General features: G+C 66.5%; 3 protein-coding genes. All 3 read right to left on the minus strand.

Annotation, left to right across the window (positions count from 1 at the left end; all coding sequences use genetic code 11):
- A partial coding sequence (locus tag FVW27_RS12020; protein ID WP_167125454.1) for an FAD-dependent monooxygenase occupies positions 1 to 190 on the minus strand: 190 nt, incomplete at its 3' end.
- A gap of 166 nt (positions 191 to 356) precedes the next feature.
- Entirely contained in the window at positions 357 to 1,433 is a 1,077-nt protein-coding gene (gene mraY / locus FVW27_RS12025; protein ID WP_012612105.1) for a phospho-N-acetylmuramoyl-pentapeptide-transferase, read from the minus strand.
- A gap of 153 nt (positions 1,434 to 1,586) precedes the next feature.
- Positions 1,587 to 2,954 (minus strand): UDP-N-acetylmuramoyl-L-alanyl-D-glutamate--2,6-diaminopimelate ligase (locus tag FVW27_RS12030; protein ID WP_167125456.1); only part of this gene is annotated, 1,368 nt, incomplete at its 5' end.

Here is a 2,954-nt window from a genome sequence, read left to right on the forward strand (position 1 = left end):
CCACCCCGGCTTCCGCGGCCCAGCGCACAAAGTCGGCGGGCACCCCGTCGGCGTTGCGTTCCAGCAGGCGCACGCGCGCCCCCATGCGGTGCAGCAGCCGCGCGGCAGCCATGCCGGAGCGGCCCGCGCCCACGACCACCACAAGGTCGCCCTTGCCGATGGTTTGCGCCGTGTGCTTGTCGCAGGTCATTGCCGTATCCTTCCGTCCTCAGGCGCTGCTTCCGAAGCAGGATTTTCGTTCGCTGGCAAGGAAAACAAGCCCGCCATGAGGGAGTATACTCTTATGGTATTCGACCGTAATGGCTGGCGCAGTTTGACGCCGCCAGCGGACGAAAAGACAATTCGGAGCCAGCGTCCTAGCGCAACTTCAGGACAGACAGCGCCATCAGCCCCAGCAGCGCCGACATGATCCAGAACCTGATGATGATTTTCGACTCGGGAATGCCCTGCAATTCGAAATGATGGTGCAGCGGGGCCATGCGGAAGATGCGCTTGCCCCCCGTGAACTTGAAGTAGCCCACCTGCAGGATCACCGACAGGGTTTCCACAACGAACAGACCGCCCACGACGAGCAGCAGCAGTTCCTGCTTGCACAGCACCGCCAGAAAGCCCAGCGCGCCGCCAAGGGCCAGCGAGCCCACGTCGCCCATGAACACCTGGGCCGGGTAGGCGTTGAACCACAGAAAACCCAGACTTGCGCCCACCAGCGCCCCGCAGAACACGGTAACCTCACCCACGCCGGGCACGTTGGGCACTTGCAGGTAAGTGGCCATCTGCACGTTGCCCGCCACGTAGATGAAAACGGCAAAGACCATGCCCGCGATGATGGTGGGGCCGATGGCCAGGCCGTCCAGACCGTCGGTAAGGTTCACCCCGTTGGACGAACCCACCATCACCGTCACGGCGAAGGGGATGTACAGCCAGCCGAGGTCGGGCGCGAGGCCCTTGAAGAACGGAAAGGCCAGCCGGGTGGAGTACACCGGCTCGCTGACCACCATGTACATGGCAACGGCGGCCACAATCACCTGCCCCAGGAACTTGGCGCGGGCGGACAGGCCCTTGTTGTTGCGGCGGCGGATCTTGATGTAGTCGTCCAGAAAGCCCACCAGGCCAAAGCCCAGAAAGATGAGCATGGTCAGCCAGACGTACTTGTTGGTCAGGTCGGCCCACAGCAGCACGCTGCACGTCAGGCAGAAGGCGATGAGCAGGCCGCCCATGGTGGGGGTGCCCGCCTTCTGCATGTGGCAGGTCACGTCCTCGTGGATATGCTGGCCGCACTTGATGCGTTGCAGCCATGCGATGAAACGCGGCCCCATGAGGATGGACAGCAGCAGCGCCGTCAGCAGCGCCCACACCGAACGGAAGGTGATGTAGCGGAAGACGTTGAGGACCGTGAATTCGGAACTGAGGGGATACAGCAGATTATACAGCATGGCGCCCCCCCCCAATACATGCGGTGATGCATGCGGTCATGCATGCACCCAGGCAGGCGCGGCGGCAAAGCCCGGTGCGGGCGGAAAGGCCGGACCGGCCTGCCCCTGCGGCTATGGCGCGGCTCCGCACGGCATGGCACGCGGCCGTGAACATCAATTGCACCCCAGTATCTCCCGAATGACCTGCTGGTCGCTGTACGGCACCTTGCGGTCGCCGATCTGCTGGTAACTTTCGTGCCCCTTGCCCGCCACCAGCAACACGTCGCCCGGTTGCAGCAGCGCAAGGGCCTTGCCGATGGCCTGCGCCCGGTCGGGGTCGCTGACCACCTCACGCGCCCCGGCAAGACCGGGCAGCACGTCGGCCATGATGGCCTGCGGGTCCTCGTGGCGGGGGTTGTCAGACGTAAGCACGGCCACGTCGGCATGGCGCGCCACCGCCTGCCCCATCAGCGGGCGCTTGGTGCGGTCGCGGTTGCCGCCGCAGCCGAACACGGTGATGATGCGCGAAAAACCCACCGCGCGCAGCGCGCGCAGCACGTTTTCCAGCGCGTCGGGGGTATGGGCGTAATCGACGAAAATGTCCAGCCCCCGCGGGTTCACGATGCGCTCCAGCCGCCCCGGCACGCCGGTGAAGTCGGCCAGGCTGGCGAAATCCTGCGGCGCAAGGCCCATGCCCAGGCATACCGCCTGCACGGCCAGCAGGTTGGAAGCGTTGTGCGCGCCGACAAGGTGCGAGGAAAGTTCCCACTGCCGCCCTTCATACGCCATGCGCAGCGTAAGGCCGGAGGTGGCGTTGCGCACCATCTCGCCGTGCAGGTACCGACGGCCCTGAACGGCATTTGCCGCATCCAGCCCGAAGCCGATGGCGTGCGGCACCTCGCCCAGCAGGCGGCGCCCCCAGGCATCGTCGGCATTGATGGCGCAGGCCTTGTCCGCGTCGGGCAGTCCGGTGAACAGGCGGGCCTTGGCGGCATAGTAGTGTTCCATGTCGCCGTGGTAATCCAGATGGTCCTGGGTCAGGTTGGTCAGGATGGCCCCGGCAAAGCGGATGCCCGCCACCCGGCGCTGGTCCAGCGCGTGCGACGAGACCTCCATCAGCGCCACGTCCACCCCGGCGTCGCGCATGCGGGCCAGCATGGCGTGGGTTTCGATGCAGTCGGGCGTGGTCAGCGGCGCGTCCATGGCAAAGCCCGGCCAGCGGTAGCTGACGGTGCCCAGCACTCCGGCCCGGCGGCCAAGGGCGGAAAACACGTGCTCCAGCAGATAGGTGATGGTGGTCTTGCCGTTGGTGCCGGTAACGGCCACCACCGGAAAGGGCAGCGCATCCGTGCCGTAGCGGGCCTGGCCCAGCAGGCCGATGGCCGCGCGCGGGTCGTCGTGCCCTGCCACCACCGCGCCTTCGGGGGCGTCGGCAAGGGCTGCTTCCACCTTGCCGGGCAGGCACACCACCGCCCCGGCCCCGGCGGCCCATGCCTTGGCGATGAAGTCCGCGCCGTCCACGCCCGCGCCGAGATCGGAAGA

It is taken from the genome of Nitratidesulfovibrio liaohensis (assembly GCF_011682075.1).
In the GTDB taxonomy this organism is placed as follows: Bacteria; Desulfobacterota; Desulfovibrionia; order Desulfovibrionales; family Desulfovibrionaceae; genus Cupidesulfovibrio; species Cupidesulfovibrio liaohensis.

What these genes read in the sequence shown, in the direction of transcription:
- mraY (WP_012612105.1), bottom strand. Translation starts at nt 1,433, where the DNA reads ATGCTGTATAATCTGCTGTATCCCCTCAGTTCCGAATTCACGGTCCTC.